The 26,386-nt window shown below is 67.7% G+C and carries 21 protein-coding genes; 9 read left to right on the top strand and 12 right to left on the bottom strand.

Going from position 1 to position 26,386, the window contains the following annotated elements:
• Positions 1-140: 140 nt before the first annotated feature.
• A complete protein-coding gene (locus ABTV68_RS05775; protein ID WP_433676667.1) occupies positions 141-935 on the top strand; it encodes an aquaporin in 795 nt (264 codons plus the stop codon).
• Between the two features lie 58 nt (positions 936-993).
• Here the strand turns inward: ABTV68_RS05775 and ABTV68_RS05770 are convergent, their stop codons facing one another.
• Positions 994-1,983, bottom strand: coding sequence for a stage II sporulation protein M (locus ABTV68_RS05770; RefSeq protein WP_433676666.1), 990 nt, complete (start codon positions 1,981-1,983; stop codon positions 994-996).
• Between the two features lie 17 nt (positions 1,984-2,000).
• Between ABTV68_RS05770 and ABTV68_RS05765 the strand changes: the two genes are divergently transcribed.
• A complete protein-coding gene (locus tag ABTV68_RS05765; protein ID WP_433676665.1) occupies positions 2,001-2,798 on the top strand; it encodes an RDD family protein in 798 nt (265 codons plus the stop codon).
• A gap of 15 nt (positions 2,799-2,813) precedes the next feature.
• Here ABTV68_RS05765 and ABTV68_RS05760 read toward each other — a convergent pair whose 3' ends face one another.
• The gene (locus tag ABTV68_RS05760; RefSeq protein WP_433676664.1) at positions 2,814-3,020 is read right to left on the bottom strand and encodes a DUF3499 family protein; all 207 of its coding nucleotides are present in this window, start codon (positions 3,018-3,020) and stop codon (positions 2,814-2,816) included.
• Between the two features lie 82 nt (positions 3,021-3,102).
• On the opposite strand from ABTV68_RS05760, the gene ABTV68_RS05755 reads away from it, so the two are divergent.
• Positions 3,103-3,537, top strand: coding sequence for a hypothetical protein (locus ABTV68_RS05755; RefSeq protein WP_433676663.1), 435 nt, complete (start codon positions 3,103-3,105; stop codon positions 3,535-3,537).
• A gap of 6 nt (positions 3,538-3,543) precedes the next feature.
• Here ABTV68_RS05755 and ABTV68_RS05750 read toward each other — a convergent pair whose 3' ends face one another.
• From ABTV68_RS05750 to manA, 4 genes are all read right to left on the bottom strand, one after another.
• On the bottom strand, positions 3,544-4,908 hold the full coding sequence (locus tag ABTV68_RS05750; RefSeq protein ID WP_433676662.1) for a DUF5719 family protein: 1,365 nt from the start codon (positions 4,906-4,908) through the stop codon (positions 3,544-3,546).
• Entirely contained in the window at positions 4,905-7,751 is a 2,847-nt protein-coding gene (locus ABTV68_RS05745) for a glycosyltransferase (RefSeq protein WP_433676661.1), read from the bottom strand. Before ABTV68_RS05745 ends, ABTV68_RS05750 begins: the two co-directional genes overlap by 4 nt.
• 145 nt (positions 7,752-7,896) lie before the next feature.
• The gene (locus tag ABTV68_RS05740) at positions 7,897-8,223 is read right to left on the bottom strand and encodes a WhiB family transcriptional regulator (RefSeq protein WP_308071089.1); all 327 of its coding nucleotides are present in this window, start codon (positions 8,221-8,223) and stop codon (positions 7,897-7,899) included.
• Positions 8,224-8,368: 145 nt separating this feature from the next.
• Positions 8,369-9,547 carry a mannose-6-phosphate isomerase, class I gene (gene manA / locus ABTV68_RS05735; protein WP_433676660.1) on the bottom strand — a complete coding sequence of 393 codons (1,179 nt, stop codon included), beginning with the start codon at positions 9,545-9,547 and terminating at the stop codon, positions 8,369-8,371.
• A 91-nt stretch (positions 9,548-9,638) separates the two neighbouring features.
• Between manA and ABTV68_RS05730 the strand changes: the two genes are divergently transcribed.
• The 6 genes from ABTV68_RS05730 (at position 9,639) to ABTV68_RS05705 (ending at position 17,386) form a co-directional block, all read left to right on the top strand.
• A complete protein-coding gene (locus tag ABTV68_RS05730; RefSeq protein WP_433676659.1) occupies positions 9,639-11,051 on the top strand; it encodes an O-antigen ligase family protein in 1,413 nt (470 codons plus the stop codon).
• 53 nt (positions 11,052-11,104) lie between these two features.
• On the top strand, positions 11,105-12,523 hold the full coding sequence (locus ABTV68_RS05725; protein WP_433676658.1) for an O-antigen ligase family protein: 1,419 nt from the start codon (positions 11,105-11,107) through the stop codon (positions 12,521-12,523).
• Positions 12,520-13,821 carry an O-antigen ligase family protein gene (locus tag ABTV68_RS05720; protein ID WP_433676657.1) on the top strand — a complete coding sequence of 434 codons (1,302 nt, stop codon included), beginning with the start codon at positions 12,520-12,522 and terminating at the stop codon, positions 13,819-13,821. Before ABTV68_RS05725 ends, ABTV68_RS05720 begins: the two co-directional genes overlap by 4 nt.
• Before the next feature lie 63 nt (positions 13,822-13,884).
• Positions 13,885-14,853, top strand: a complete 969-nt coding sequence (locus ABTV68_RS05715; RefSeq protein ID WP_433676656.1) for a glycosyltransferase — start codon at positions 13,885-13,887, stop codon at positions 14,851-14,853.
• Complete coding sequence (locus ABTV68_RS05710; protein WP_433676655.1) at positions 14,850-15,542, top strand: hypothetical protein; 693 nt, start codon at positions 14,850-14,852, stop codon at positions 15,540-15,542. The genes ABTV68_RS05715 and ABTV68_RS05710 overlap by 4 nt, the downstream gene beginning before the upstream one ends.
• Positions 15,543-15,949: 407 nt before the next feature.
• A complete protein-coding gene (locus ABTV68_RS05705; RefSeq protein WP_433676654.1) occupies positions 15,950-17,386 on the top strand; it encodes a hypothetical protein in 1,437 nt (478 codons plus the stop codon).
• Between the two features lie 44 nt (positions 17,387-17,430).
• On the opposite strand, the gene ABTV68_RS05700 is transcribed toward ABTV68_RS05705, so the two are convergent.
• The 6 genes from ABTV68_RS05700 to ABTV68_RS05675 all read right to left on the bottom strand — a co-directional run bounded on the left by ABTV68_RS05700 (position 17,431) and on the right by ABTV68_RS05675 (position 26,352).
• Positions 17,431-18,168, bottom strand: coding sequence for an ABC transporter ATP-binding protein (locus tag ABTV68_RS05700; protein ID WP_433676653.1), 738 nt, complete (start codon positions 18,166-18,168; stop codon positions 17,431-17,433).
• 1 nt (position 18,169) lies between these two features.
• Positions 18,170-18,970: an ABC transporter permease gene (locus ABTV68_RS05695; protein ID WP_433676652.1), complete on the bottom strand. Its 801-nt coding sequence runs from the start codon at positions 18,968-18,970 to the stop codon at positions 18,170-18,172.
• 59 nt (positions 18,971-19,029) lie between these two features.
• Positions 19,030-21,054 carry an acyltransferase family protein gene (locus ABTV68_RS05690; protein WP_433676651.1) on the bottom strand — a complete coding sequence of 675 codons (2,025 nt, stop codon included), beginning with the start codon at positions 21,052-21,054 and terminating at the stop codon, positions 19,030-19,032.
• Positions 21,051-22,991 (bottom strand): glycosyltransferase, encoded by a 1,941-nt coding sequence (locus ABTV68_RS05685; protein WP_433676650.1) that lies wholly within the window; start codon positions 22,989-22,991, stop codon positions 21,051-21,053. Before ABTV68_RS05685 ends, ABTV68_RS05690 begins: the two co-directional genes overlap by 4 nt.
• A 12-nt stretch (positions 22,992-23,003) precedes the next feature.
• The gene (glf, locus tag ABTV68_RS05680) at positions 23,004-24,140 is read right to left on the bottom strand and encodes a UDP-galactopyranose mutase (protein WP_433676649.1); all 1,137 of its coding nucleotides are present in this window, start codon (positions 24,138-24,140) and stop codon (positions 23,004-23,006) included.
• Positions 24,141-24,204: 64 nt separating this feature from the next.
• On the bottom strand, positions 24,205-26,352 hold the full coding sequence (locus ABTV68_RS05675) for an acyltransferase family protein (protein ID WP_433676648.1): 2,148 nt from the start codon (positions 26,350-26,352) through the stop codon (positions 24,205-24,207).
• Positions 26,353-26,386 lie beyond the last annotated feature (34 nt).

The raw sequence follows: 26,386 nt of genomic DNA, 5'->3' as shown, positions 1-26,386 counted from the left end.
CGGCCCCGTTTTTCGTGCGTGGCGATCTGTGAATCAGCTTTGCGAGAACCTGTGCGTCGCGTCCACGGGAAAGCACGAGGCCGATACGATCGGCCTCGAACCAGCGGCACCCCCCAGCATTCGTTCGAAGGAGTATGAAAATGAGTCGTGATCCGCGCACGGGCAAGAGCCCGGCGTCCGCAGCATCGACCAGCGTCCAGCCCACCATGGGCTCACGTCTGGCAGCCGAAGCCCTCGGTACCTTCCTCCTGGTGTTCGGCCTCATCGGTGCGGCGCTGTTCAGCTCCCACCTCGCCGATGCCCAGAACGCCCCCGCGCCCGGCATCGTCCCCGTCGTCGCAGCCGTCGCGGTGGGCCTCACCGTCATCATGGGCGCGTACGCATTCGGTCCGATCTCAGGCGGTCACTTCAACCCGGCCGTCACCCTCGGTCTTGCCGCCGCGGGTCGCTTCGCGTGGAAGGACGCGCTGCCGTACATCATCGCCCAGGTCATCGGCGGCGTCGTCGCCAGCAGCGCGCTGGTGCTGATCGGCCTGTTCGGCCCGGCGGGCTGGCTCACCACCGCACAGGACGGCGGCTTCGCCAGCAACGGCTGGGGCAAACTCTCCCCCGGCGGATTCGACATGCCCGCGGCGATCATCATCGAGGTCATCATCACGGCGCTCTTCCTCTTCGTCATCCTGGGCGTCACGCACGCGAAGCGCGGCACGCAGTTCGGCGGACTCGTCATCGGTCTCTCGCTGACGCTCTTCCTGCTGGTCGCGGTTCCCGTGGACAATGCTTCGCTGAACCCGGCTCGTTCGCTGGCGACGGCCATCTACGGTGGCGGCGACGCCCTGTCGATGCTGTGGGTGTTCCTCGTGTTCCCGATCGTCGGAGCCCTGCTGGCCGGCTTCTCCTACCGCGCGCTGTTCGACAACGTTCAGAAGCGCTGAGCGCACGAACGACGGGGCGGGACCGATTCGGTCCCGCCCCGTCGTCGTTTCTCGCCGATCATCCGGCGTACAGCGTGGGCGTTCCTGCCTCGTACTCGGTGAGATCCCCCGTCTCGCCACGGCGCGTGGCCCAGCGACCCACGACGAGCATGTAGAAGAGGAAGATCGCCAGCGCCAGCGCCCCAATCGTGATCTTCACCGCCGGCGGCCAGGGCTGACCGGTGACGAAGCCCTCCACGAGCCCCGAGAGCGCCAGGGAGAGGATGAGGCCGATCACCGTGGTCGCCAGAGCCCGCCCGGCGGACGCGAGAGACTCCCCGCGGGTGCGACGCCCGGGCGCGACCCACGCCCAGAACACATGAAGACCCGCCGCGGCGGCGACGAAGATGCTGGTGAGCTCGAGGAGGCCGTGCGGCAGCAGGCTGAGGATCATCACGTCGCCGCGGTCGAAAGCCAGCATCACCGCACCGGCGACACCGAGGTTGATGGCGTTGGACATGATCACGTACACCGGGAAGATCCCGGTCACCCCGAACATCACGCACTGCGCCGCGATCCAGGCGTTGTTCGTCCACACCTGGCCGGCGAAGGCCGCCCCCGGCTCGTAGTAGTCGGTGAAGTCGTTCTCGGCATACTGCTGCAACTGCGCCTTCGAGCCGAGTGTCGCGATGAGCGCCGGGTCGGATGAGATCCACAGCGCGGCCAGCGCGGCGATGCCGATGGTGGCGATGGCGAGGGCGAGGGTCGTCCAGCGCAGTCGGTACAGCGCCGCGGGCAGCTGCAGCGCGAAGAACCGAGGAACCTGACGAGCGACGTTCTCCCCCGCACCGGTCAGGCGATGCCGGGCTCGCGCGATGGTCACCGAGAGGGAATCACCGAGCTGGGTCCGCCCCGCGGAGGTCTTGATGTCGGAGAGGTCCGCCGAGGCCGCGCGGTAGCGCACCACCAGCTCGTCCACATCCGCACCGGAGAGATCGCGCGAGCGCGACAGTTCGTCGAGGCGATCCCACTCCCCCCGGCGTCTGCTTCGCAATGCGTCCAGATCCATTGGTGTTTACTGTACCCATGTCTGCTGCCGTCGGTTCGATCCATCAGGACGAGATCCTCACCGGTGAGGCCGTCGCACTCGATGTGCAGCCGTTGGGCTTGATGATGCGCGCGCTCGGTGCGGTGATCGACATGGTCATCGGATACGCGATCATCATCGTCGCCTTCATCGCTCTCGCCGCATCCGGCGTGGACGCCTCGGTCTTCGCGATCCTCCAGATCAGCGTGATCGCCCTCGTGTTCGTCATACTCCCGACCGCGGTGGAGACCTTCACACGCGGGCGGAGCATCGGCAAGCTGGCCGTCGGCGGTCGGATCGTCCGCGCCGACGGCGGAACGACGGGTTTCCGGCACGCCTTCATCCGTTCTCTCATCGGGGTGCTCGAGATCTACCTCACCTTCGGCGGGCTGGCCTTCCTGGTGGGCGCCTTCACGCCTCGGTCACAGCGGCTCGGGGATCTGGTCGCCGGCGCATACTGCGAGCGCACCCGCACCCCCCGTGTGCCCGAACACACCCTGATCCTTCCCCCGGCGCTGACCGGCTGGGCCCAGATCGCAGACGCGGGACGACTGCCCGTCCGACTGTCGCGTCGGATCACCCAGTTCCTCACGCAGTCGGCCAACCTGATGCCGGGGGCGCGTGCCCGTATCGCCCAGGAGCTGGCCACCGAGGCCGCCCAGTGGGTGTCTCCGGTTCCGCCAGTGGATCCCGAAACGTTCCTGTGCGGGGTGGCCGTGCTGCGCCGCGACCGCGAGGCTCGGGCGCTGGACATCCAGAACGAGCGGGTCGACGCGCTGCTCGGATCGGTACGCTGACCGAGCCGGATCTCCTCAGGACTGGAGCGTCTCGTGGCGGATGACGACCCATCCCTTCGGAACGGAGAGCCGTTCCGTGTGCAGAGCGCAGAGATCGTGCGCGTGCGGATCACCGGCGGCACCCAGCGGTCCGACGGCAGCCATCTGATCCGCGTAGTCGTACGTGAGCGTGGAGACCGCCTCGCGAGAGCAGCCGACCTTCGAACAGAGCCTGGTGAACATAGCCCTCCCACCTTATGCCCCCTCACCGACATCCTGCCGCGACCGGCGGATCCGCGATCGTCGCGCGCCGTAGGATGGAAGCATGATCTGGCCGCGCCGTCCCGCTCCGCCGGCCCGGCCGCGCCCCGCCCGTCACGGACGCCACGGTCGTACGGGGCGCAGCCCCGTGGTCCCTCCCCCGCTTCCGCCGCTCGAATCGCGACAAGACCGCTTTGAGCTCGTCGTGCACGACACCGCCCAGTTCCTGCGCGACGCGTGGGAGGACCTGCGCGACGTGTCATTCGAGGTGGGGATCATGCCGACACGGGCCGACGCCGAGGGAATGCCGCGCTGGTTCGTGGACCGCGAGGCACGACGCATCGTGATCTTCCGTCTGCCGATCGAGCGACTCGACCGCGCTAATCGCATGGACGATCTGGGGGCCAAGATGTCGATGGAGGGTGCGGTGTTCCGCGCCGCCGCCGAATACCTCGACCGTGACCCCTGGGATCTCGGCACGCAGCGCTGGCGCAGTTGACGGGTCTCAGCGCGTGATGGTGATCGGCGCGCTGTCCGCATCCGCGGGCCACACGGTTGCGGCGGCCAAGCGCTGACCGTCGGCATAGGAGACCGTCGCGTGCAGCACACCGGAACCCGGGTCGAGTACCGCGTCTGAGGTGCTCGTGAGCGGGAGCTGGGCGCCGCCGTGCGCGGGGACGGTCACGGCGCTCTCCCGACCGCCCACGGTCACCGTCGCCGCGACGTCGGCATCGCTGTCGTTCCAGAGCGCGAGAGCGGCATCGGCTCCCCCGGCGACCGCGAAGGTCGTGGGTGCCGTGATCTCGGGAGCGGCCGGGTACCAGGCATAGTCGTCGCCCTCCCCGATGCCCGTCGCCTGCCAGGCAGCGGCGACCAGCGGCGACGCCCCCTCCACCAGGATGTCGTATGCACCGGCGGGCAGACCGTCAAGCGGGATATCGAGCGGGATGCCGGCCACCGCGTCCATGCTCAGCTCGAGCGCCGGTGCCCCGCCGCCCGCGGGTTGCGCGGTCACCGTCACCGGCCCCGACGCGTCCGGCATCAGAACGCGCACGGAGGTGAGCGCCTGTCCCGCGGTGGTGACGGTGACGCCGGGGATGATCTGCCGCGCAGAAGCCTGATGCACGGCGTCCTGGAAGTCGACTCCAGCAGGGACGAGACCGCGGACGAGCGACGACTGCAGCGAAGCCTGGACCGGTGCGCCGTCGGCGTGCACGTTGATGACCGGCGCGCCGTCCTCTCCGACAAGAGACGCGACGGGGACGGTGACGACCGTGCCCGGGGCGACGGAGAGCGAACCACCCGCGGGCGTGGTGGGGCCGGCAAGCCCGTAGACGGTGAAGGACACGGTGGCTGTCACACCGAACGGATTGGCGATCGTGATGACTCCGGACGACCCCGTGCGCCCATCGATGCCGACGAGCCAGGACTCCGTCAGGGGCGGGCGGCACGAGGTTGCGGCGTACCCCGAGAGATCGTCGGCGGAGGAGCTGAAGGAGGCGGCACCGGCCAGCGCGGCACGCTGTCCGCCTGCGGGAGGGGCGGTGACCGCCCGAAACGCCGCACCGTCGACGTCGAGCACGGGCAGATCGGCCGAAGTGGCACCGGTGTCGGAGAGGGCAGGTGTGAGACGGGCAGCCTCCGACACCGTCTGGGCGGAGTCGGTGACGCGGCCGAGCACGAGGGCGGATGCCGTGCACACCAGCGTGGCGTCTCCGGGAGCGGGCTCCCGCGTGGCGACAGGGGCAGCGGCCGAAACCTCGGGCAGAGGCGACACGACGGCAGCCGCGACGCCCACCGCGGTCACCACGACCGCGAGGACCCCGGCTCCGGCACGGGCGAATCGCCCGCGGGCTCGTTCCTTCGTCATTGCTGCTCCTTCGACGCGCCGATCATGCGCGGTCGTACGCGAGCCGCGCGCACCGAGGCTCGGGTCGGGATGGCCAGCAGCACCGCGATCACCAGCGACACCACGGCCGCGATCATCGTGATGGCAGCGAGAGACCGGTCATCTGTCGACTGCGCCGGTCGCGGTGACACCTCGCCGGTCACGCCCCACAGCGCCCCCTTGCCGGTCTCGCCGACGGCGGTGAACGCGGAGTTTCGATCGAACGCCGCCACCGCCTGCGCTCGAAGCGCCGCGGCCGGACCGGACGTGGCCGTGACGGGTTCAATCAGCACGAAGCGGATGCCCAGGTCCGCGAACGTGACGTTCTGGGCCTGCGGGGTCATGGCGTCCGCGATGCGGCCGGCCAGGTCCTCCTCCGCGGCACTGAACGCGCCCTGGGTGCTGAGCACCGTCGACTGCGCACCGAGCGAGTCGGACGACCCCCACACCACGCGCTGGACGACCGTGGCGTCCTCCTGGATGTCGAGGACAAGCGTGGCGCCACGGGCCCCCTCGTCGACCTCGGCCGCCACATACGCCGGCAACGTGCTGCGGGGCCCGTTCTGCGCGGTGGCATCGCCGCGGAGCACGGCCGCGAGCTGCGGAACGGCCGTAGCCACGACCAGCACCACCGCGATCGTTCCGAGCGCGCCGCGCAGGCTCCGCGGCATCCGCGGCGAATGCAGGGCGAGAAGCGCGGCAAGGATGAGCGCCAACCACGACACGCTGCCGAGCGCACCGGGCCACAGCGCCACGGCGGATCCGTTCACCGTGCTCACCGAGACGCCCGATGCGAGAAGACCGGCGACAGCGGCTCCTGCGCCGGCGACGAGGAGCGGAGCACCGACTCGCCAGCGAACACTGAAGGCGCCGACGCCGGCGAGCAGCACCACGGGGATGACGAGCACGGGCACGAACCAGGCCCATCGCACGATGCCGTCAGCGGCACCGAACGAGGCGAGCAAGCCCGGCCATCCGGCCGCATCCCCCGCGGGGAAACCGGCGAGCAGCGACAGCCGGCCCCAGAGATCATCCGACGTGCGCGCGCCCTGATACGGCAGTCCGGGATCCGCCAGGAGGTTCAGTGGCTGCTTGTGCGCAACCTGGAACCAGATGAGCGGGAGGAAGAACACCAGCGTGGGCACCAGGGTCCACAGCAGCCGGACCGCGCCGGAGAACCGAGCGACGCAGATCGCCACCACCGCGGCGACGACGACGATCACCGCCAGCACTCCCCCCGCGCTCGGTGCGCAGGCGGCCACCACCAGCATCAGCAGCGAGGCTGCACCCGCCGACCCCCACGATCGATGGGCCGCGAGACCTGTGTAGACGAGCCACGGCAGAGCCAGATGAAGAATGACGGCCGCCGGCCGCGGGTCCACGAGCGCGCCGAGGAACGTCGGAGCGACCGTCCACAGCACCGCGCCGGCGATTCGCAGGCTCGAGCGCTCCGTCACCCGGGTGGCCGCGAACCAACCCCCCAGGGTGGCCAGGGGCAGCGCAGCGAGCCACAGCACGACCAGGGCGGACGAGGGAGCCGCCGGCATCAGAGAGCCGAGCACCGCGAGCACGGCGGAGAACGGATCCGCCGGCAACGCGCCGCCGAGTCCGTAGCCGCGCGCGCCGAACACCGCATCGCCCCAGAGACTCGTCAGCTGTGTACGCAGCGGAAGCGTGCCGCCCCCGCCGAGGACCGGCCACGAGAGCAGCGGGAAGAAGGCGACGATCGACACCGCCAGTGACGCGATGACCACCCAGGCACCGCCACCGGAGAAGAACCGCAGCTCCGGCCTCGTGGTGCGTGCCGATTCGCCGTCGCCCAGCAGGATCTCGCGGCGCTCCACTCGACCGATGCGCAGCGGGTCCACCCTCCACCAGTCGCCGCGACGACCACGCAGGCGAGCACGGGAGCGTGCGATGGACGGCCAGCGGAACGCGGCGACGAACGCGGCGGCCCACTCGGGCAGCACGGCGCCCGGCGCCTTGGAAAGCAGATGAATGATCGCTCGCCAGAGAGCGATGGGAAGGAAGGAGAGGATGTGCAGGGGAACCACCGCTGCCGGCGCGTACACCAATCGACGGTGCAGCTGGGCGAGCCGGGTGACGTAGACGATGCGGCGACGGTCGGCGGCACGAACGGGATCCGGCAGCCCGGCCACGCCATCAGCTCGAACGGCGACGCGAGCGGCGGGTGCGAGCGCGACACGATCGCCTCCCAGGCGAGCGCGCACGCCGATGTCGAGTCCCTCGTCGGCGCCGCCCAGGGCACGATCGGGAAGCAGGTCGGCTCGGCGTTCGGCGCGCAGCAGAACGCCACGGATGTCCGCGCCCAGCACGTCTTCGCGACCGTCGTGCTGACCCTGATCGAACTGCCCTGCGGCCAGCTCGACGCTCTCCCCGCCGCGCGACATGCTGACGCCCAGTGACGCGATGATTTCGCTGTCGCTGCGGCGAACCAGCTTGGGTGCCACAATCGCGACCGAGGGCTGCAGCTCGAGCACGGCCGCAAGACGCTCCAGCGCGTCGGGCGCGGGAACCGTGTCCTGGGCGAGCAGCCACAGCGCGTGATCCGGATCGACCCGCCGCGATGCCAGCTCGATCGCCTCGGCGAAGCCGGTTGCCGCGTCGGCCTGGATGATCCCCTCGGCACCGGACGCATCGACCAGTTCGGCGAACCGACGATCCTTCCCGCACAGCACGATCGTGAGCGCATCCACGGGATGACGCTGAGCGGCGACCGCGTCGAGCGTCTCCTTCAGATGGGGAAGCCCGGCGGCGCGCGCATCCGGGTGCGCGACGATGACGGCGTGTACAGGAGCAGGCATGGCGCTTCAGCGTAGGCAGGCTTCGCGCGCAATTCGGGGGTGCCGCGCCGGGAACGGATCAGACGGTGCGGCGATCGGCAGCTCCGATGGATGCAGAACGGCGCATCGCCCACCGGGAAGGGTGGACGATGCGCCGAATCCTGCGTCAGCCCGCGCGGCGCTTGAGCTTGCGTCGCTCGCGCTCGGACAGGCCGCCCCAGATGCCGAAGCGCTCGTCGTTGGACAGCGCGTACTCGAGGCACTCGCCGCGCACATCACACGACGAGCAGATGCGCTTGGCGTCTCGCGTGGAGCCGCCCTTCTCGGGGAAGAACGCTTCCGGGTCGGTCTGCGCACAGAGCGCCTCGCCCTGCCATGCCAGCGCGTTGTCCTCGTCATCGGCAACCGGTCGCCGGACCCCGGGCACTCCCAGGTTCACCGGATCGACGAACCAGTTGTCGGGGACGCTCGAACGGTACTGTGATCCCGTCATCTGCTCTCCCACTGTCATTCCCCCTCACGGACCGCGTCAGTCGCGGCGCGCTCACATAATTACAGCGGTGTGATTCGCTCGGGTCAAGTCGCAGAGCATATTTCCTCAACCCGACGTTCAAGCTTCATGACACACCCCGGGAGTGTCACGAAGCGGAATCGATGCCCTCTCCGGGCGTCGCGATGAACACCTCACCGGTGCCGCTGAGGTGGAGCGGTCCGGTTGCCCCGAGCGCTATCGCGGCCTGGCCGGGGGCCAGCGAGACACGCTCACCGTCCAGTTCGACGACGCTGTGGCCCGCCGACGCCAACACGATCGCGGGTCCGCCGACGCGCAGTTCTGAAACGACGCCCGCCCGGGCGTCTGGTCGCGCCACGGCGAGGGCGAAGTCCGCGATGCCGGGGCCGTAGGTCTCCACCGCGGTCGCGTCCGCAAGCGCCTGGGGGCGGATCACCGGGACGACGGCGGGTGTGGTGTCCAGCAGGGTCAGCAGCTCGGGAACATCAACGCGCTTCGGGGTGAGTCCGCCGCGCAGCACATTGTCGCTCGCGGCCATGATCTCCACGCCGATGCCGCTCAGGTAGGCGTGCAGCAGTCCCGCCCGCAGGTACACCGCCTCGCCCCGCCGCAGGACGACGAGGTTCATGAGCATCGCGACGACAATGCCCGGATCTCCGGGATAGACGGCGGCGATCCGACGCGCGGCTGCGAGCTCATCGGCGAATTCGACGGAGGCGGCCCCCGCCAGCGCCTCGGTGACATCCGAGACGATCCGGGCGGAGTCGCCTGCGAGCAGCTGCTCGATCGCGCGTCGCAGGATGTCGGCCTCCGTGGCACCCGCGGCGGGTGCGATCAGCGAACGCAGCTGCTGCACGCCCTCGGCATCGCCGAGCACCGACAGGTACCGACGCGTCACCTCCAGCGGACGCAGACCGCTGAGGGCCTCGAAACGCTCGCTCAACGACACGATGAGCTCCGGCTTGTGGTTGTCGTCGCGGTAGTTGCGGCGGGGATCGTCCATCGCGAGGCCTGCCTCCCGGGCCCACCCTGCCTGCGCCTGAGCGCGCGAGGGATGCACCTGGATGGACAGCGGCGAACCCGCGGCCAGCAGCTTCAGCAGATACGGCAGCGGCGGGACCGACTCCGCCGACAGACGCTCGGGCAGCGACGTGCCGTCGGCGAGCACCGCGGGCGAGCCGGGGTGATCGCCGAACCACACCTCCGCTTCCGGGGCGCCCGTGGGCTCGCGTCCCTCCAGCTCAGCCAGGAGGGTGGTCGACCCCCAGGCGTAGTCACGCGGCGTGTTCGTCATGAGCTCCAGCACGGCGCCAGCCTATCCCTCTCGGGGCCGAGGCTCGGAGGTCCACGGGTGCCCACAGGAGTCCCCGAGCCGGGTCGGCTACTCTCGGTCCGCTATGACCACCACTGCCCCCGTTCCTCTGCCGCGCACCCGCGCGAGGGGAACGGTCGACGCATCTCCGGCAGTGACGGCCGTGGGGGCGGCGGGTTCCACGGTGCTCCTGCGCGCCCACGCCGCGGTCGTCGTGTTCGCGATCTTCTGCGCTCCGGCGTTCGACCGCGCCGCAGGCACCACGGGTGCCGCGCTCGTGTTCATCACACTCGCACTGATCACCGCCGTGCTGTGGATCCCGCGCCTGGTTCGGCCCGGTCTGGCTCCGGTGTTCCCCTGGCGCCGACTGCCATGGATCGCGCTGGCGTACCTGGCCTGGGGCGCGATGTCGGCGCTGTGGACCGCATGGCTGCCGTCCACGCTGCTCACCTTCGGCGGCATGATCGTCATCACGATGCACGGCCTGTTCCTGGCATCCACGCTGTCCTGGCGCGAACTCGTGCAGGCCTTCAGCCGCGGCCTGCAGGCAGCCGTCGGGTTGTCCCTCGTCTTCGAGCTCTTCGTGAGTCTCGTCGTTCGGGCACCGCTGCCCTCGGCTTCCTGGGGTCCGGTGCTGGTCGATCCCGAGGATCCGAAGCTGTACTGGTCACAGAACCTGCTGCTGAACGGCGGACGGATCCAGGGCATCGTGGGCAACGCGAACCTGCTGGCCATGATCTGCCTGGTGGCGATGCTCGTGTTCGCGGTGCGATTCGCCGACGATGCGCGGGGGCGCGTGCGGATGGCCGGATGGTTCGTGATCGCCGCCTACCTCTTCATCCGATGCGACTCCGCCACGGCCTGGGTCTGCGCCTTCGGCGCGCTCCTGGTACTCGTGGCCGTCCTCGCCATGCGACGAGTTCACGTGCCGGCGGGGCGCGGGAGCCTCTACGCGCTCTTCCTCTCGATCGGCGGTGCGCTCGTCGTGGTCTGCCTGCTGTTTCGCGACGAGCTGTTCGCCGCGCTCGGACGCTCCTCAGACCTCACGGGTCGTCGCGACATCTGGCGCGAAGTCCTGGCGCGGGCGTCTGAGCATCCGCTCGATGGCTGGGGGTTCGCGAGTCCGTGGGTGCCGTGGGACCCCGGGTTCCGCTCGTGGATCCTGGAGCGGACGATCCCCGTGATGCAGGCGCACAACATGTGGGTGGATGTGTTCTTCCAGCTGGGAGCCATCGGCGTCTTCTTCATCGGCATCACCTACGCCGCCTTCACCTGGCGTGCCTGGTTCTTCGCGATCGATCGCCCGCGCTGGGACGCCCGCGCCGACCGCCCCTACCGCGCTCTCAGCGTGCTGCCCGCGCTGATCGTGGCGGTGCTGCTGGTGCAGGGACTCACCGAGTCGAATCCGATCATGCTGTGGGGTTGGCTGTGCGTGATCACCCTCGCGTTCAAGATCAAATCCGCTCCGCTGGTCGGGGAGCAGGGCGACCCGCGCTGACGCCTGGGAAAAGTCCGGTTCCGCCGGCGCGGCGCGCGATACCCTGGGGGACGATGGCTCAGCACTCCTCCCACCCGATCGCCGCTGCGCCGACCCCGCCCGCCCGGGAGCGCACCGCACGGCTCTGGTTGCGCGCCTACGTCGTGCTGGTGCTCGTGCTGGCGATGTGCATGGGCGCTCTGAACAACGTCTTCGGCGCCGAGGGTGTCGCCGTGCTGCTGGGTGTATGCACCGTCATCACGGCGTTGATCTGGACGCTGTCTCCCGTCATCCGGCAGGCAACGGCGCAGTCCTGGCCCCGAGCGCCGTGGGCGTTCCTCGGCTACACGGCCCTGGCCGGCTTGTCCATCCTCTGGTCCGCCTGGCCCGGGGTGTCCGCCGCCACCTGGTTCGCGCTCGTCGTCACCACCGGCCACGGGATCTTCCTCGCCGTTGCCCTGTCCTGGCGGGAGGTGGCGCGCGCCCTGGTGTCGGCCTGCCGGTGGGTGCTCGGCCTCAGCCTCGGCTTCGAGCTGTTCGTCTCCGTGGTCCTCCGCCGTCCGGTGCTGCCACCGTTCCTCGGCGACGTCGAGGATCCGAGCACGCAGTTGTACTGGTCGCGCGACAACCTCTTCACCTCCGGGCGAATCCAGGGCATCGTCGGCAACTCGAACCTGCTGGGCATGCTCTGTGTGCTGGCGCTGATCGTCTTCGTGATCGCGGTCGTCGCGGGCCTCTCCCGCCGCGGAGTCACCCTCGCCTGGCTGATCGTCACGCTGTTCCTGCTCGTGCGGGTCGGATCCGCTACGGCAGCGGTGATCGCCTTTGCGGTGCTGCTTGTCGCCGCCGCAGCGATCGCGGTGCGACGCAGCCATACGCTGCGCGCGCGACGCAACTGGTACCTGTTGTTCGGCGCGGTAGCCGTCGCCGGTCTCGCCGCGGCGCTGATCGTGCGCGAGCGCCTCTTCGAGCTGCTGGGCCGCGGCGGCGACCTCACGGGTCGCAGCGAGATCTGGGCTCGTGTCGTGGAGCGGGCGAACGAGCGCCCGGCGTTCGGCTGGGGTTTCGCCACGCCGTGGCTGCCGTGGGATCCGCACTTCGACGGCTGGATCATCGACCACGGACTGAGCGTGTTCCATGCGCACGACATGTGGGTGGACGTCTACCTGCAGCTCGGCGTGGTGGGTGTCGTGGTGATGGCCGCGGCGCTGTTCGCCCTGGTCTGGCGTGCGTGGTTCCTCGCGGTGGACCGCCCGCGGTGGGACATCGAGTCGCGTCGCGAATTCTCTCCGCTGAGCCTGCTGCCCATTCTGGTCGTGGCCGCGCTGCTGGTTCAGGGCATCACCGAGTCACGACCACTCATGGAGTGGGGCTGGCTGCTGATCGTGCTGCTGGCCACCAAGACCGCAGCCGACCCCGTGCTCGCCAGTGAGCCGATCACTCCCCGCCGCCGACGTCCTCGTCCCGCGGCCGCGACTCCCGCACCGCGATGACCGAGCGCTGGGAGGCGGTGCGCTCGGCGCTCGATTCCGCTGCCCTGGCGCGCGCCTACGCCCTGGCCGCGTTCGGGACGTTCTTCGCCGGACACACGATCGAGGCCCTGGCGGGCTCGGTGACCCTCGTCACGATCGCTGCCGGTCTCGTGGTGGTCGGCGTCGCGATCCTCGCCGTCCGCCGCGCGGAGATCAGCCTGCTGCGACTCGTGCCCGTATCGGTGCTGCTGTTCATCACCTGGGCCGGCATCACGCTCATCCTGCCCCTGTCGGGGCCGACCCGATCCTTCTCGCACTGGCTGGCATTGGTCGGCGTCGCGATCATCGCCGTCGTGATCGCCCACATCCGCGACACCCTGCAAACAGTGCGGGCGCTGGGCGACGTGCTGCGAACGCTGCTCACCGGATCCCTTCTGGTCGAGATCCTGTCGGGCGTGCTGCTGGACATGCCGTTTCCGTTCCTGGGCGTACAGGGCGCGATCGCGGCGGGCGGGCCGATCCAGGGTCTGTTCGGCACGCGCAACATGCTCGGCTTCGTCGCCGTGATCGCCCTGATCACCTTTGTGATCGAGTTGCGCACGCACTCCATCGCCCGCGGGCTCGGCATCTACTCCCTGGTGCTGGCCGGCTCGCTCGCCGCGCTCAGCTCCTCCCCCACGGTGATCGTGCTCTCCCTGGCGGTCGCCATCGCGTCCGCGGCACTGGCGATCGTGCGTCATACCCCCGCGGAGCGCCGCACCCGGATCCAGTGGATCCTCGGGGCTCTCGTGGTGGTCGGCATCGGCACCGCGTATGTCTTCCGCCACCAGGTGATCGCCCTGCTGGACGCCGGCACCGACTTCTCTACGCGCGCTGAGCTGTGGAACTCGATCCTCGTGCAGGTCCGCTCTCACGCCTACCAGGCGTGGGGATGGGTGGGGCCGTGGAACCCCGATGACCCCCTCGCGTTCCCCTACACCGCCATCAACCTGTTCGGTCGGCACCACGCGTCCGCGCTCAGCGCCTACTTCGATGTGCTGCTGCAGCTCGGGTGGTTGGGCCTCGTGCTGTTCGCGTTCCTGGCCGGCACCGCGCTGGTGCGCGCCTGGCTGGTCGCCAGCGAGCGCCGTTCGGTGCTGTACGCGTGGACGCCCCTGGTGCTGGTGACCCTCCTGGTCGACTCGGTGTTCGAGAGCTTCACCCTGTTCGGGGTCGGGTGGCTGATGCTCGCGCTCTGCGCGATGCGCGCCGGACAGTCGCGGTCTTGGCGCGAGGCTGCCGCCGCGCGCGCTCCGGAAACTCCCGGAAGCGCACGGTAGGCTCAAAACGGCCCATCCGCCGCCCCCGTTTCTGCAAGAACCAGCTGTCAGGAGCACGCTCGCATGCCCGAAGTGTTCGATCCCGCATCCGCGACGATCGTGGTCGTGACCTACAACCGGTCCGCCCTCCTCACGCGCCTGCTGACCTCGATCGAGGCGATGGATCCGAAGCCCGGACACCTGGTGATCGTCGACAACGCATCCGTGGACGACACCACCGCGGTCGTCGACTCGTTCCGGGAGCGCATCGGCACGGAGATCGTGTACCAGCGACTCGCCGAGAACACGGGAGGATCCGGCGGGTTCAGCGAGGGCGTTCGACTCGCCTACGAGCTGGGTTCCACCTGGCTGTGGATCATGGACGACGATGTCGAGGTGATCGCGGACGGGCTCGCGCGCATGGGGCACTGGGGTCAGCGGTTCCAGAGTGTGCAGGGTCGTCGGTACGACTTCGACGGCAGTGAGTTCTACTGGCAGTACCGACTGTCCATCCCCCTCGGCATCCCGATCCCCTTCGCTCCGGCGGGCTTCGATGACAGCGGCTATCGGGAGATGAACTCCGGCTGCTTCGAGGGCATGTTCATCCACCGGGACATCGTGCAGCGCATCGGCCTGCCGGATCCGCGCTTCTTCATCTACTGGGACGATTCGGTCTACGGCTGGCTCGCGTCGTTGCAGACGCGCTCGGCGATCGTCAACGAGTTCGTGCTTCGTCGCACACGCGAGATCAAGCAGTGGGACATGGGCATTCGTCACCTGAACGCCTCGAGCGACGCGTACCGGTACTACATCATGCGCAACCGCGCGCATATGGCCCATTACTTCAAGCAGCACGACGCCTACCGACCCATTCGCTTCCGCATCGGCACAGCACTCACCTTCGCGAAGGAGCTGATCCGACTGCTCCTCGTCGAGAGGAAGGTGCGCGGCACGAGCAACCTCTTCCGCGGCCTGCGTGACGGTCGCGTCATCGCGCGGGACAAGGGCTGGCAGCCCATGCAGCCGCTTCAGCCGGTGGAGAGCGCGGCGTGAGCTCAGACACACCGTCGTCCGAACCTCGCCCCCAGTGGGTGTTCGCACCCAAGCCCAAGCGGCACCCCGGACGCGTGGTGTTGATCGTGGTGCTGATCGCCCTGGTGGTGGCCATCGCCCTCACCACGGTGATCGTGCTGATGCCCCGCGGTGGCACTCCGGGAAGCGCGGCCACCTCGATCACGGCGAGTCCTACGACGTCCACGAGCGCGTCTGCCACGCGCACGCCGAGCCCCAGCACCTCCGCGACGCCGACGACGTCTCCGACAGCCACAGCCACACCGGAGCCCACCCCGACCGAGGAGCTGCCGCCGGTCGAGCCGCAGGAGCCGGAGCCCCTGCCCACCGATGCGGTGACCGCTCCCCCGGTGGTGGTTCCCGACACCGGCGCGTTCGCCACGGCGATCTCACCGCGTGTCTCGGACGCGGACACTGGCCTCGGGATGCTCGCGTCGCAAACTCCCGACGCCGCCTTCGACATCGTGCGCACGCTCGAGCAGGACGCGATGATCCTCGCCGACGAGAACCCTCCGGACTCGATCGCATCGTCCTGGCGGCCGACCGTGCAGACGTATCTCAGCGCGCTCGGCACTCTTCGCACCGCGATCGGCGACGGGACGGACACTGCCGCTCCCCTCTCCGACGTGCGATCTGCCCTGCAGGCGGTCAAGGACCTCGCCGGACTCTGAGGTCGTGGAACCTCATTTTCGATGACGACATACTCTTGGTCTTGCGCACGGCAATCCGGCGAGAGTAAGAAGGAGTCGTCATCAGCATCTGGGGGAAGATAAATATGGCATTCAGTCACTGGGGACATGAATCTGCTGACCATGAAAGCCGGTCTCGGCGACGACCCATCCCGGTCGAGTAGCGTGCATCCCATAGCGCGAAGTTAGGCACAACTTCGCCGCAAGTTCATCGCCACACGGAAATGCTCTGTGGCGTGCGCTCTCGGGCGCCTGCATTCATTGCTTGCTCTTCCGATAATCGCGCGTCACTCACGCGACACCATTCCATTCTGGAACGTTTGAACCTTCGGCGTGCCCTTATTCCTCTTCGCGAAAGTTCCCAATTTTGGGGCTTGTATCAAGGAATCATGCCCGCTATCTTTTCCCTCATGAATACGAACAGAATTGCAATGAGGCAATCAAGATCCGATCGAATCACGCGAATTTCAGTGATCTCGACAGTCGCTATCCTTGCGGGACTTCTCATTCCCGCCGCGTCAGCGTCGGCCGCATCTCCCCCTGCCGGCACTCAAACACTCGCTCAACAAATCATCAATAGTGGACGTCTCTCCGGCGATGCAGAAGAGGTCGCGCAGATCCAGGGCTACGCGAACGGGACGATACGTTCTCACGTCGTAAATGGCCAGACTCGCAATTGTACGATCGACCCCGCTATCCTCAAGGCGCTGAAGACGGTTGTCGTAGACAAAGGGTTCTCCGTGAGCGTAACCTCACTCAACCGCTATTGCACGGGCGAAGTTATTGGGCAGGGTACGACCAGTTATCATTACCGTGACGGCGGCGGCCACGCCATCGACATCGGTGCAGTCAATGGCGTACAGGCCACGGGAAACACCACACAGGATCGAGCGCTTATCGCAGCCATGGCAAGTGCTCTACCTACACCGGCTGGGCTCGGACAACTCCAGTGCCACGGAAACATGAGCCTGCCCAGTGGTTGGGTGCAGTTCAACGACACTTGTAACCACGACCATTTCGAATATCGCGGCGGTCCGGTAACCGTCCCCGTGGACGATATTGACCGCTCATTCAGTGTCACGACCGGTGGCACGCTGCAGGCAAAAGCGAGCATGAATGCCGGAATAACGACCCTGCGCCAAAACATCGTCTCCGTCGCCGTGAATGGAACGACCACCGCCGCCGTGGATACCTCGGGAAATGTCTGGATTCAGCCCGGAGATTTCAGCAATGGCTGGGTTGGGCTCATGGGAAACGCGAAAAGCGCAAGCATCGACGGGGAGCGGTTCGCCGTTCTGAAGACCGACGGAACGGTCGTCGCGAAGGACGGGCTCTACTCGACCACCTGGTACACGGAGCTCACGGGCGCGGACAAGGTCATCGTCGCCAATGGTCGGCTGGGTGTCCTCAAGGGCGGCCACATCTATGTCAAGGAGGGAAGCCTCCAGGCTTCCTGGGTCGATCAGGGCGGTGGTTTCACTGACTTCGCCATGGACGGCAACCGCATCGGCGCGGTATCCGGCGGGACTGTCTACGTCAAGGAGGGAGACCTCTATGCGAGCTGGGTGACGATGCGCGCGGGCAGCCGCGTGGGACTTGAAGGTAATCGAGTCGCCGTTCTGGGTCCCGACAGCGTGCTGTACGTGAAGGAGGGAAATCTGTGGGCGTCGTGGTCATCACTGACTGCGGCCGGCGTCACTGACTTCTCACTTTCAGGGAGCCGCATCGCCGTGGTCAGCGGCGGTGCGTACTACATCAAGACGGGCGCGTTGAACGCTCCGTGGGTTGGGGCATTCGCGAACTCCAAGTTGTCCGCGCTCTCCTGAATGCGTGGGGTGTGGGTGCGCCGATGCGATCGTGCACCCACACCTCACTCGCTCGCGTTGTCGGCGTTGTAGCGATCCAGGACGTCAGCGATCGGGCCGTCCAGCACCAGCTCCCCGCCCCGGAGGTACAGCCCGCGGGTGCAGAAGCGGCGGAGGTCACGCTCGTTGTGGCTCACGAAGAACAGCGTGCGCCCCTCGGCCAGCAGCTCCTCGATGCGCCCGTAGCACTTCTCGCGGAACGCCTTGTCGCCCACGGCCAGGACCTCGTCGACCAGCAGGATCGGCGCGCCCAGCTGCGACACCACCGCGAAGGCCAGTCGCACCTTCATGCCGTTGGACAGGTGCTTGTACGGCGTCTCCAGCCGGCCATGAAGTTCGGCGAAGTCGATGATCTCCTCGAAACGGTCGGCCACCTCCGCCCGGCTCATGCCGTGCAGACCGGCGATGAGACGGACGTTCTCCGCCACGGTGAGATCCCCCACGAAACCACCGGTCAGTTCGATGAGCGGCGCGACATCGTCGTGGACCGCAACGGTTCCGACGTCCGGCAACAGAACTCCCGCGACGAGCTTGAGCAGTGTCGACTTGCCCTGCCCGTTGCGCCCGACGACGCCGATCGCCTCGCCCGCATTCACCTGGAACGACACGTCCTTGAGCCCCCAGAACTCGCCGCCGCCCGGCTTGCGCCGTGCACGCGAGGAGAACAGATCCTTGAGGCTCGGGCGCCCGCGCCGTGCCCGACGGAAGCGGATGCCCAGTCCGGTCACCTCGATCGCGGCCATGTCACAACCCCTTCAGCACGGTCGGCTCCAGGCGACGGAACACCGTCGCGCCGAGGATGAGCAGCGTGACGACCTCGATGACGGCGATCAGCACCACCGTCCAGTCCTCCTGGGAGGGGAAGAAACCGATGCGGTACAGCGAGAAAATGCCCGCCAGCGGGTTGAAGGCCCCGATCACGTCGAACGGTGCCGGCAGGTCCCCGATGCCGTAGATCACCGGTGACGCGTAGAACAACGCGCGCAGCACCAGACGCGTGGTGCGCTCGAGGTCGGAGAAGAGCACGCACACCGGACTGATCAGCAGCCCCAGTCCGATCAACAGCAGCAGCTGCAGGATGACAGCCACCGGGAACCAGAGCAGGTTGATCGTCACCGGCGCGCCATTGACGATCGCGAAGACCACCAGCACCGGAATCGAGAAGAGGAACTCGACTCCCTTGCTCGCGATGATCCGGTTCACCCAGATCGAGCGTGGGATCGCCGTGGAGCGCACCAGCTTCGCGTCCTTGCGGAACGCGCGGGTGAAGTCCGTGACCGCCGCATTGAACCACACCCAGGGCAGGAGGCCGAGGATGAGGAACACGATGTAGGGATCGCCTCCCACCTCCTTGCGGTGGAAGATCTGGGTGAACACGAACCAGTAGATGAGCGACATCACCAGCGGGTCCAGGATCGACCAGAGGTACCCGAGCGCACTGGTGGCATAACGCACGCGCAGGTCGCGCGCCGAGAGCAGCCAGAGCGAATGCAGGTATCGCCGCGGAGAGTCCGATTCGCGCCGGACAGCGCGCACGCGCGTCACTGCGCGGATCCTGTGCGAGCGCCGCTCGGTCGGGGACGCGGGTTCACCATGCTCCGAGTCTAGGCCGAGGGCCACGCGAATCCGGTGAGCTCGAGCTCTCGTGCGAACGTGGTGGACAGGCGCTCCGCGAACGTCCATGTCAGGTGGTTGTCGTCGAGGTAGATCGCGAGGTCGCCGAAGGTGGCAGGGCAGATGTCATCCGGACAGAGGTAGGAACTCATGTCGATGACATGCACGCCCTCCTCCTCGGCCAGGAACGCCGCCGGGTTCTCGGCGGCGAGCACGTCGGACTTCAACCGGCTGCACACGGTCGGGTCGGCGAGATTCTGCTCCGCACACTGGTACATGTTCTCGGTGAAGCGGGGATTGTCGCGGATGAGGATGACCTGGCTGCCGCTGCTGGTCAGGGTCTCCACCGTCGTCTCCAGGCCGGGAACCAGCGCCTCTTCCGGTGAATCCGGAACAGCGCGTGTGGCCATCATGACAACGACGGCCGGCGGCGACTGCAGGATGTCGTCGTACACCTGCGCGTTCCACTCGCGGCACTGCTCTCGCGGATTGTCCGGAGCATCCGGCGCGAAGACGCACCCTCCGAGCAGATTGGCCGTCACCTTGATCGGCGATGCTTCCACCGAAGGAAGCACGGCGCCCATCCACTGTTCAGCGTGTGAGTCACCAACGAAGATCACCCGGGGATCGCCGTCGTTTCCGGTGTTCTCGCTGCAGTGCTCTCGTGCCATCGCGCCAGCGGGCTCCAGCGCTCCCGAGCAGGTGGGCTCATCGAGATGAACCCATTCCGCGTCCAGAGCCGCGCCCGCGGGGATCAGAGTGTCGATGGGCTGAGTGGGCTCGAAGTCATCCTGGAAGGCAGCCTCGGCGGCCGCCTGCACCGCGGCAGCACGGTACTCGGTGTCGAGCTGCCACGCGTAGTTCGGCACCGCCACGAGACCGACGATCACCGCTGTCGCGAAGTAGGAGCGCCACGGCAGCGCCGAGGGCCACTTCCACTGCCCCAGCGGTCGCTCGATGGCGTAGTACAGAACGATGGCCAGCACGAACGCGGCGCCGATGATCCCGGCGCCCTGCGCCAGGTCGGGGTTCTCCCCGGTGACCACGATCCATGTCGTGAGCAACGGCCAGTGAACGAGGTAGAGCGCGTAGGCGATTCGCCCCAGCCACCGCAGCGGAAGCGAGCCGAGGAAGACAGTGAAGGTCGTTCGCGCGCGCCCCGCGAGGATGATCGCCGCCGCGGCGAGCGTCGGCCACAGTGCCAGATATCCCGGGAAGCCACCGGAGACGTCCAGCACGATGCCGCAGGTGAGGATCGCGAGGATCCCCAGCCATCCGAGGATCTCTGCGACCCATCGTGGCAGCACGAACGACGCGGGAATCAGTGCCAGAAGGGAGCCGATCGCGAACTCCCACAGGCGGGCACCGGTGTCGAAGTACGCGAAGGCCTGGTTCTGCTGCGTCGTGATGACCGAGTACGCCAGCGAGGCCCCGAACACGAGAAGGAAGACGACCAGGGCCACCGGGGCAACGCGGCGGCGCAGCAGCCGGGCGATACCCCAGCACAGCATGATGAGCAGCGGCCAGAGCAGGAACACCTGCATCTGGATGGACAGGGACCAGAAGTGCAGAAAGGGTGTGACGGAATTCGCATCACGCGCGTAGTAGTCCACGCTGTTCAGCGCCAGCTCCCAGTTCTGGAAGTAGAACAGCGACGCACGTCCCTGCTCCCAGGCCGCGTTCCACATCGAGGGAGGGAACACGAAGAACACCGTGATCAGGGTGGCGGCGATGGTCGCCGCGGCGGCCGGAACCAGTCGCCAGAACCGCTTGGCGTAGAAGCTGCCGAGACCAACGCCGCGCCCAGCGTCCGCGCGGCGGACCAGGGACGCCGTCATGAAATACGCCGACAGCAGCAGGAACACGTCCACGCCGCCCGAGACGCGCCCCACCCACACGTGGTAGATGACGACCAGAATGATGGCGAACGCTCGCAGGCCATCCAGATCGAAGCGGTACGACGCCTTCTCGGACGTGCGCGCCGCGGGAGAACTCAGTTGAGTATCGCCCGTCATACCTTCAACGTGTTGGTGTCCTCTGCACCCGACCCCGTCTGATTCGAAACGCCGAAGACCTCACGCCAGCTGCGCTCGGAGGTGATGTCCGCGAGCGACGCCCCGTACGTCGAGGCCAGCTTGTCCCAGTCACGCCACAGCTTCAGGTTGAGCCGCATGCTGCGCAGCAGCGAGCGACGCATCGTGGCGCGGTCGCGCTGGTACCACGCCACGCCGTTTCCGTCCGGTGCCGTCACGAGCGCAGAGTCGATGTCGGCGAAGCGCCACCAGGTGATATCCGGTGCCGGGATCACTCGTTCGGGGTTGCGCTTGCTGCCCGCAGATTCCTTGACCAGGAGCTGACGGACGCCGACACGCAACGCAAGAGTGAGCGTCGCGATTGGGTTCGTCGGGCGTCTCACTGCACCCAGGAACACGCGCGATGAGCGGCGCACCGGCGGCAGGGCGGCGAGATCGCTGTCGACGTGCGCGTCCACGTAGTCCTCACGCAGAGCGCGGATCTCGGCCTGACGCGTGGCCAACTGCGACGGCAGCTGGTGGGGACCACGGAAGACATCCCGCAGTGCCTCGTGCCGCAACCGCACGGCCGAGTACTGCAGCATGAAGAGCAGCTTGATGTCACCGAGGAACGCGTGCAGCGGCAGATACCCGCCACGCTTGACGTGCGAGTGAAGCAGACCGGTGATCACACGGTTGCGGTGGATGAAGTACTCCTCCCACGTCCGCGTCGGGTCCTTGTCGTGCCACGCCATGTGCCAGACGGCCACGCCGGGCAGACACACCGTCGGATAGCCGTGCTCGCGCGCACGGAGTGAGAACTCGATGTCGTCGAACTTGAGGAAGACGGGCAGCGAGAGTCCGATCTCCCGAACGACGGCGGTGGGGATCAGGCACATCCACCAGCCGTTGAAGTCGGCACCGAGATAGCGGTGCAGATCCGCTTCCTCGCGCAGCGGTTCCTCGGCGAAGTCGTGGTCGTACTCGCTGGCACCGGACGGTGCCATCCAGCTCTTGTTCGGCGACCAGACCTCACCACGCGTGTAGAGCACAGAACGGTCGTCCAGGTGCAGCATTCCGCCGCCGACGATCGTGGGACGGTCACCGAAATCGGCGAAGCGAACCGCGCGGAAGATGGCTTCCGGCTCGGAGATGGCGTCATCGTCCAGCAGCAGCACATAGCGGCTGTCCTCGCTGTCGAGCGACTCCATCATGGCGCGCGAGAAACCACCGGAGCCGCCCAGGTTCGGCTGGCGGATGACGGCGAGCCGATCACCCAGCGCCGCGGCGGCCGACGGGAAGTCGGCCTCGTCCTGCACGAGCTGCGTGCCCTGGTCGACCACGACAAGCCGATCCAGCACATCCGCGATGTCGGGGTTCTCACCGACCGTACGGATCTGGCGCAGGCAGTAGGACGTGCGGTTGAAGGTGGTGATACCGACGGTCGCTTTGCCGGGCGTCCAGCCCTCTGCCGCCGGCACGGACCATTCCGCGCTGGTGAGCATCACTGTGTCCTCACCGGCGGCGATGTCGAACCAGTAATAGCCGCCGTCGATGAAGGACGACACGGGCAGATCGAACGTGACCGTCTCATCGGAGAACTGCTTCGATGCCACCGCCGACGAGCGACCGCGGGCGCTCGACTTGAACACCGACACCAGACCCTTGCCCGCGAAGGTCACGCTGAGGCGCACCGTCCGCACGCTCGTCCAGTGCTGCCAATAGCTGGCGGGGAACGCGTTGAAGAAGCTGGCCGTCGAGACGCGCCGGTGGGCGAAGACGCGGATCGAGCGTCGGTCCACGACGTCGTACGCCTCACCCGGCTGCGAACCGTCACCCGTGCCGGTGTCCAGGTACAGTGCCGAGACCTCGGCCACGTCCTCCACGGGGAACACCACGTGGTTGACGGTCACATAGTTGCTGGTCGTGCCGTTCGTCACGGATTACGCCTCCTAGGCGAGCTGGTTGTTCCACATCGACAGCGCGGAGCCGATGGCCATGTGCATGTCGAGGTACTGGTAGGTGCCGAGGCGTCCACCGAAGTGCACATCCTTCTCGTCCTTGCCCAGCTCGCGGTAGGCCAGCAGCCCGTCGCGGTCGGCTGCCGTGTTGACGGGGTAGTACGGCTCGTCATCGCGCGTGGCGAATCGCGAGTACTCGCGGTGGATGACCGTCTTGTCCTTCGGATAGAGCTCGGCGCGCTCCGGGTGGAAGTGCTTGAACTCGTGGATGCGCGTGTACGGAACATCGGCATCGGGGTAGTTCATGACCGACGTTCCCTGGAAGTCGCCGATGTCGAGGACCTCTTCCTTGAGGTCGATCGTGCGCCAGCTGAGCGCACCCTCGGCGTAGTCAAAGTACCGGTCCACCGGGCCGGTGTAGACGATCGGGACCTGACCGACCGTGGCCTTCTTGTTGAACTCCTGCGACTCGTCGAAGAAGTCGACGTTGAGCTTGACCTCGATGTTCTTGTGGTCGGCCATCCGCTCCATCCACGCGGTGTAGCCGTCCACGGGCAGACCCTCGTGGGTGTCGTTGAAGTAGCGGTTGTCGTACGTGTAGCGCACCGGGAGTCGGCTGATGATCGACGCCGGCAGCTCGCGCGCGTCGGTCTGCCACTGCTTCGCGGTGTAGTCCTTGATGAACGCCTCGAACAGCGGGCGACCGATGAGGCCGATGCCACGCTCCTCCAGGTTCTTGGCGGTGTGCGCCTCGAATTCGCCGGCCTGCTCGGCGATGAGCGCGCGGGCCTCGTCCGGCGTGTACGCCGCGTTGAAGAACTGGTTGATGGTGCCGAGGTTGATGGGCAGCGGGTAGACGACGCCCTTGTGCGTGGAGTACACGCGGTGCACGTAGTTGGTGAACTTCGTGAATCGGTTGACGTACTCCCAGACCGTCTCGTTGGACGTGTGGAAGAGGTGCGCACCGTAGCGGTGAACCTCGATACCCGTGATGGGCTCTGCCTCGCTGTAGGCGTTCCCACCGAGGTGGTGGCGTCGATCGATGATCGTCACCTTGCGACCGGCGGCGGCCGCGCGCTCTGCGATGGTGAGTCCGAACAGGCCGGAGCCGACGACGAGAAGATCCATGAACTACCGATTCTCTTCAGATGATTTCAGGACACAAGCGGGCGCAGGGCGCACCCGATCGAGGTCATAAGCCTGCCGAGTCTATCCCACCGGCACTGAGGATCCCCTGGACCGCGCCGCGGAACCAGGGTTCCAGCGCTCGAGCGAAGGGACCGGAGACGTGATCGTTGTCGAAGTACACGGGCATCCCACCCACGGCGGCGAAGCACTGCTCCGAATCGCAGAACGCGTCGGTCAGATCGATCGTCGCAAGCCCGCGCTGGGCGGCGGCCGCGCTGATCGGGTCGTGCGGCAGCGCGTCCGAGCGCGGACGAGCACAGTCCTCCGGCGCCGCGGCCGAGGTGAGCAGGCATTCGGGCGGACGAACATCCGCGTTGTAAGGGACATCGACGATCGGAATGACCAGCACCCCTGCGTCCGCCCAGCGTGACCACGTGCGATCCAAGCCCGCCACATACTGATCGTACTCGGATGTGCCGCTGCCGTCATCGACACGCTCCTGACGCGTCGTCATGGTGGTGAACACGACATCGGGTCGCTCGCTCTCGATTCCGGATGTCACCTCGTCCGCCCAGCGCATGCAGCGCTCGTTGTCCGGCGCTGCCCATCCCTCCCGAAAGCCGCGGAACTCGACATCGGCGATGGGGCATCCCGCGAAGGAGGAGATCGTCAGGTCCCACCCGCCCGCACGAGCGAGTTCGAACAGCGGGCTCTGCCATTGTTCGGCGTGCGAGTCACCCACCAGCCAGGCGCGGAGCCCCGGTTCGCCGACACTGAAGTCGCACCGGCGCGTGGTCAGGCGATCATCCATCGCGTAGCGCTCGTCCAGCTCCCCGCACTCCGGCGCGAGCGCGTAGTAGGCAGCCTGCGGGGGCACGACCGGATCCGCCACAGCGATCTGCGCATCGCACCCCGCCGCCGGGTTCATGAGTGCGGCGGGTCCGAAGCAGCCATCCGCGGCGGGGATCCCCTCCGCGTCGGCGTCTGCGGCCGATGTCCGCACCACGCCGCCGATCAGCAGCGGCACGACGGCCAGCGCCACCACGACCACGATGGCCAACATTCCCCGCACGGCACGGCGGGTGGATCCGGCCCACCACGTCCACCGTTGGATGGGCACCTCGACGAGTCGTCGCGTGATCCAGGCGAGCACGAGGGCCAGGGCGATGATGCCCACGGTCGCGATGCCGTCCAGCGGCACTCCGATCGCGAGCGGCACGATGACCAGCAGCGGCCAGTGCCAGAGGTAGAGGGAGTAGGAGACGTCGCCGAGCCACTGCACGGGACGAGCTGCCAGGACCGGCCCGATCACGGGCAGTGATCGCGTCTGCCCGGTCCCCGCGACGATGACCAGCGCCGTGGCAAGCACCGGCAGCAGTGCGGCGGTTCCCGGGTAGGGCGTGTGCTCGGAGTAGATCACGATGGCGGCGAGGAGTCCGGCGAAGCCGATGCCGGAGAGAATGCCTGCCGCGCCCCGGGTCAGACGGATGCGATGTGCGAGCAGCGCCACCACGGCGCCGACGGCGAACTGCCACGCGCGGGTGAACGTCACAAAGTACGCCTGCGGGGCAGACCGCTCGGTGTAAATGACCGAGGCCGTCAACGAGATCGCGGCGACCGAGAGAACGACGATCCAGAGCCGCGTGCGCACCGACGTGCGTGGCCAGATCCGCGCGCCGGCAACGGCCGCCATCGTGAACAGCACCGGCCAGAGCAGGTAGAACTGCTCCTCCACCGACAGGGACCAGTAGTGCTGAACCGCGCTCGCCGCCGCGTTGTGGGCGGAGTAGTTGATCGACTGCGCGGCCAGCACCCAGTTCTCCACGTACGTCGCGCTGGCCAGGATCTGCGTGGCGTTGTCGATCCACCGCGGATAGGGAAGAAAGAGGAACGCACCCACCGCGCTCAGGATGAGCACGAGCCCCGCGGCGGGCAGCAGACGACGGATCCGCCGCGCGTAGAACCTGCCCAGACGCACCCGCCCGTCACGGACGATCTCGCGCTCAAGATGGGAGGTGATGAGGAACCCGGAGATCACGAAGAAGATGTCGACACCCACATAGCCGCCGGTGATCAGCTGCGGCCAGAAGTGATTGGCCACCACCGCGGCGATCGCGACGGCCCGCAGTGCCTGCACGTCCAGGCGGAAAGCTCGCGCAGCGCGCTGCCGAGCCTCGGCACGGCTCTGCGCCGGCGTGTGCGTCGTTGTCACAGGCTTCCTTCGATGATCCCCGTGCCTGCGGGCA

The sequence above is a fragment of the Microbacterium gorillae genome, assembly GCF_050990725.1.
Taxonomy (GTDB): domain Bacteria; phylum Actinomycetota; class Actinomycetes; order Actinomycetales; family Microbacteriaceae; genus Microbacterium; species Microbacterium gorillae_A.
The sequence above is the reverse complement of the archived record's forward strand: the minus strand, read 5'-3'. Positions and strand labels throughout refer to the sequence as shown.

Excerpts from the sequence above, each read along its gene's own strand:
- ABTV68_RS05770 (WP_433676666.1), bottom strand. The coding sequence starts at position 1,983 with ATGGATCTGGACGCATTGCGAAGCAGACGCCGGGGGGAGTGGGATCGC.
- ABTV68_RS05690 (WP_433676651.1), bottom strand. The coding sequence starts at position 21,054 with ATGACGGGCGATACTCAACTGAGTTCTCCCGCGGCGCGCACGTCCGAG.
- ABTV68_RS05705 (WP_433676654.1), top strand. The coding sequence starts at position 15,950 with ATGCCCGCTATCTTTTCCCTCATGAATACGAACAGAATTGCAATGAGG.
- ABTV68_RS05775 (WP_433676667.1), top strand. The coding sequence starts at position 141 with ATGAGTCGTGATCCGCGCACGGGCAAGAGCCCGGCGTCCGCAGCATCG.
- glf (WP_433676649.1), bottom strand. The coding sequence starts at position 24,140 with ATGGATCTTCTCGTCGTCGGCTCCGGCCTGTTCGGACTCACCATCGCA.
- ABTV68_RS05725 (WP_433676658.1), top strand. The coding sequence starts at position 11,105 with ATGGCTCAGCACTCCTCCCACCCGATCGCCGCTGCGCCGACCCCGCCC.
- ABTV68_RS05730 (WP_433676659.1), top strand. The coding sequence starts at position 9,639 with ATGACCACCACTGCCCCCGTTCCTCTGCCGCGCACCCGCGCGAGGGGA.
- ABTV68_RS05750 (WP_433676662.1), bottom strand. The coding sequence starts at position 4,908 with ATGACGAAGGAACGAGCCCGCGGGCGATTCGCCCGTGCCGGAGCCGGG.
- ABTV68_RS05760 (WP_433676664.1), bottom strand. The coding sequence starts at position 3,020 with ATGTTCACCAGGCTCTGTTCGAAGGTCGGCTGCTCTCGCGAGGCGGTC.
- ABTV68_RS05740 (WP_308071089.1), bottom strand. The coding sequence starts at position 8,223 with ATGACGGGATCACAGTACCGTTCGAGCGTCCCCGACAACTGGTTCGTC.
- ABTV68_RS05755 (WP_433676663.1), top strand. The coding sequence starts at position 3,103 with ATGATCTGGCCGCGCCGTCCCGCTCCGCCGGCCCGGCCGCGCCCCGCC.
- ABTV68_RS05715 (WP_433676656.1), top strand. The coding sequence starts at position 13,885 with ATGCCCGAAGTGTTCGATCCCGCATCCGCGACGATCGTGGTCGTGACC.
- ABTV68_RS05720 (WP_433676657.1), top strand. The coding sequence starts at position 12,520 with ATGACCGAGCGCTGGGAGGCGGTGCGCTCGGCGCTCGATTCCGCTGCC.
- ABTV68_RS05700 (WP_433676653.1), bottom strand. The coding sequence starts at position 18,168 with ATGGCCGCGATCGAGGTGACCGGACTGGGCATCCGCTTCCGTCGGGCA.
- ABTV68_RS05765 (WP_433676665.1), top strand. The coding sequence starts at position 2,001 with ATGTCTGCTGCCGTCGGTTCGATCCATCAGGACGAGATCCTCACCGGT.
- ABTV68_RS05745 (WP_433676661.1), bottom strand. The coding sequence starts at position 7,751 with ATGCCTGCTCCTGTACACGCCGTCATCGTCGCGCACCCGGATGCGCGC.